This is a genomic window from Clostridium muellerianum, assembly GCF_012926525.1.
In the GTDB taxonomy this organism is placed as follows: domain Bacteria; phylum Bacillota; class Clostridia; order Clostridiales; family Clostridiaceae; genus Clostridium_AM; species Clostridium_AM muellerianum.
Window position 1 is genome coordinate 1 of the sequence record NZ_JABBNI010000051.1, and the last position, 3,243, is coordinate 3,243.

Annotated in this window: 3 protein-coding genes; all 3 read left to right on the plus strand. The window is 27.5% G+C overall.

The genetic code is table 11. The features are described from left to right. Positions 1-392 precede the first annotated feature (392 nt). Positions 393-542: a hypothetical protein gene (locus tag HBE96_RS19520; protein ID WP_169299392.1), complete on the plus strand. Its 150-nt coding sequence runs from the start codon at positions 393-395 to the stop codon at positions 540-542. Between the two features lie 100 nt (positions 543-642). Further along, a complete protein-coding gene (locus HBE96_RS19525; protein ID WP_169299393.1) occupies positions 643-828 on the plus strand; it encodes a hypothetical protein in 186 nt (61 codons plus the stop codon). A 435-nt stretch (positions 829-1,263) separates the two neighbouring features. Further along, positions 1,264-3,108, plus strand: a complete 1,845-nt coding sequence (gene ltrA / locus HBE96_RS19530; RefSeq protein WP_169299394.1) for a group II intron reverse transcriptase/maturase — start codon at positions 1,264-1,266, stop codon at positions 3,106-3,108. Positions 3,109-3,243 lie beyond the last annotated feature (135 nt).

Sequence of the window (3,243 nt, forward strand, 5' to 3'; positions counted from 1 at the left end):
GTGCGACACGTTGCGTAGTTAAAAGTTACGCCACATAAAAAAAATATAAGTTACATGTGTAACTTATATATTATGTAGAACTAATTTCTTGATTAGTCAAATAATAGAGTAACGTCTTGAAGGGCTAACCTTGATACTCCGAATAGCGTTTATATAATAAGATATAAAGGTTATAAGCTCGGTGAAGTCAGTTGAGAGTATACCCTAAATGTAAGGAAAAACCTTGCATAGGAAATGCGAACCAGAGGTGGTCGAGTATATGATAGACTGGAGGTCTACAAAATATCTATGGTTAGAATGTTATGGGAAATAACTGACAAAGTTTCGAATGTACAGTTCTAAATACCAGTATTATAGAAATGTAATATCACTCAAATGAGTGGCTTTAGAGGGTGAGTAAAAATATGGTTTATGAAAATCCTTATATTCTTACAGGGAATATTGTTAAAGCAGGACTAAAGAAACGACCTAAGGATATATGTAAAGATAGAGAAATTGGAACGTGGAAAGCTAATGACATTGAGGCTCTTATAAGTCTATGATATGTTTTGCAGAAAAGTTGAAAAATTTGGAAAAACTTGACAATACAATTTGAAAATGTTAAAATTATCCTATCTTAATATAGATAGGAGGTGGGATACTATGAAGAGTGTTAAACAAATAATTGACAATTTAAGTAAACCATATGTTATAGAGCCTACTATAATAAAAAGAGGCCCTATAACTGAATTTATTGAGCAAAAACTACTTAACAAAGTCAATGAATTGCCTGAAGATGACAAATCATTAATAAGTCTTTATAAAAAGACTTGGTCTAGCAATAATTAACTGGCATTAATATTTGTTTTATACTAAATCCTTGAGTTCATCTAAGATGGATAGAGTAAATGGATGGAATTTATATATTTAGGGGGTAGGCATCCAACGTCACCCTCTATTCTAAAAATCAAATCATTTATCCCATCACTAATATATAGTTAATAAAATATAAAATAAATTTACAATTTTTCTAAAAAAAAAGAAAACTATATAAAATAATTTTATCATATCTAAATTTTTCATATAATCTACATTTACATTAGTGAGAGTAGTGCCATAGTACCAAAGAAGCAATGATAATAAATTGTGGAGGGATAGGCACAAGTCAATTATTTAATCACATTCGTTTTATTATTTCAAATTATTTAGGATTCGAGTAAGACTTAAGAGAGATTATATTCTAAATTATATTAAAATAATTTAAAGGAGTAATCGCCCTAAACGATGCGGAATACGGAAAGAAAAGAAGTTCTTAAAAATCATAAAAAGACATTAAAGAAAGATAATCTAAGATATAATGAATATTATAATATGCAAAGTATCTTTGATAATCTTTATAAGCAAAGTCAAAATAATTGCAAATTTAATAAGCTGTACAATACTATAAAAAGTGACAGAAATATTTTATTAGCATATAGGACTATTAAAAGAAACCATGGTAGTAAAACACCTGGTACGAATAAGCACAATATAGAATATTGGGAAGAAAAGCCTATAGAAGAGTTTTTAAACTATATCAAAAATAGGTTAGATAATTACAAGCCTCAAAAGATTAAAAGGGTGGAAATACCTAAATCTAATGGAAAAATGAGACCGTTAGGAATTCCGTGTATTGAAGACCGAATAATTCAGCAATGTATTAAGCAAGTCCTAGAACCAATATGTGAAGCTAAATTTCATAAGAATAATTATGGATTTAGACCAAATAGAAGTACAGAACATGCTATAACAGCCTTGGTTAAGAAAATTAATCAAGATCATATGTATTTTGCAGTTGATATAGATATCAAAGGATTCTTTGATAATGTTGACCATAGTAAATTATTAAAACAAATATGGTCATTAGGTATTAGGGATAAGAAAGTAATCTGTATTATAAGCAAGATGCTAAAAGCTGAAATTGAAGGTATTGGAATACCAAACAAAGGAGTTCCTCAGGGAGGTATATTATCACCATTATTAGCAAATATTGTACTTAACGAATTAGATTGGTGGATAAGTAGCCAATGGGAAACTTTTCCGACTAAATTTAATTATAAACAAAATAGTCATAAATTCTTTGCGATGAAAAAGACTAATTTAAAAGAAATTTATATAATAAGATATGCAGATGACTTTAAAATAATTTGTAGAAATCATAATTCAGCTAAGAAAATTTACAATGCAACACAAAAATGGCTAAAAGAAAGATTAAATCTAGATATTAGTCCTGATAAATCTAAAATAACAGATATGAGAAAAACATCATCTGAATTTCTTGGGTTTAAAGTAAAAGCTATATTAAAAAGAAACAAATATGTAGCTTATACGAGTGTTGTAGATAAAGCTATAAAGAATATTGAAGAGAAACTTAGAAATCAAATTAAAAGAATCAAACAATTTCCAAAACAAAGAGAAGTTTGTAAATATAATAAAATGGTTGCGGGTATGCAAAATTATTATAAGATAGCAAGCAACGTATATTTAGATTTCAAAGCAATAGAATATCATCTCTTATTTTGTCTTAAACAAAGATTAAAATCTGTATTTAATAATAAAGGTCATAAACCTATGGAATATACTAATAGATATGAACATTATGGAGGACATGAGTATTATATAGACAAATTAATACTATACCCAATAAGTTGTATAAAAACAAGATATCCAAAAGGTTTCAACCAAACTATAAACAATTATACAAATGAAGGAAGGGAAATAATACATTCCAAATTAGGATACATAGATAAGAATATATTAAACTACTTATCTGATAATCCCATTGAAACCGAAAGTATAGAATATAATGATAATAAAATTTCACTATATTCTGCTCAAATGGGTAAATGTAGAATATCTAATAAGCCCTTAGATGAAGATATGTGTGTTCATAGAATCATTTTAAAAGACAATGGTGGTGATGATAGATATAAAAATTTAATATTAGTAACTCCTATAATTCATGCATTAATACATTCTATAAATGAAACATTAATAAATTATTATTTAAAAATACAGAAATTATCTGATAAACAATTAAGAATACTAAATCAATACCGTAAGAAAATCGGAAATGAAATAATACAATAGCGATTAATAATTGATGGAACGCCGTATGCGATGAAAGTCGCACGTACGGTGTGGAGCAGGGGAAAAGCTGGAGAAATATAACAGTTAATTTTGATAGATTCAAAGTTAATTATCAAAAGCTTACCTATTGCTATT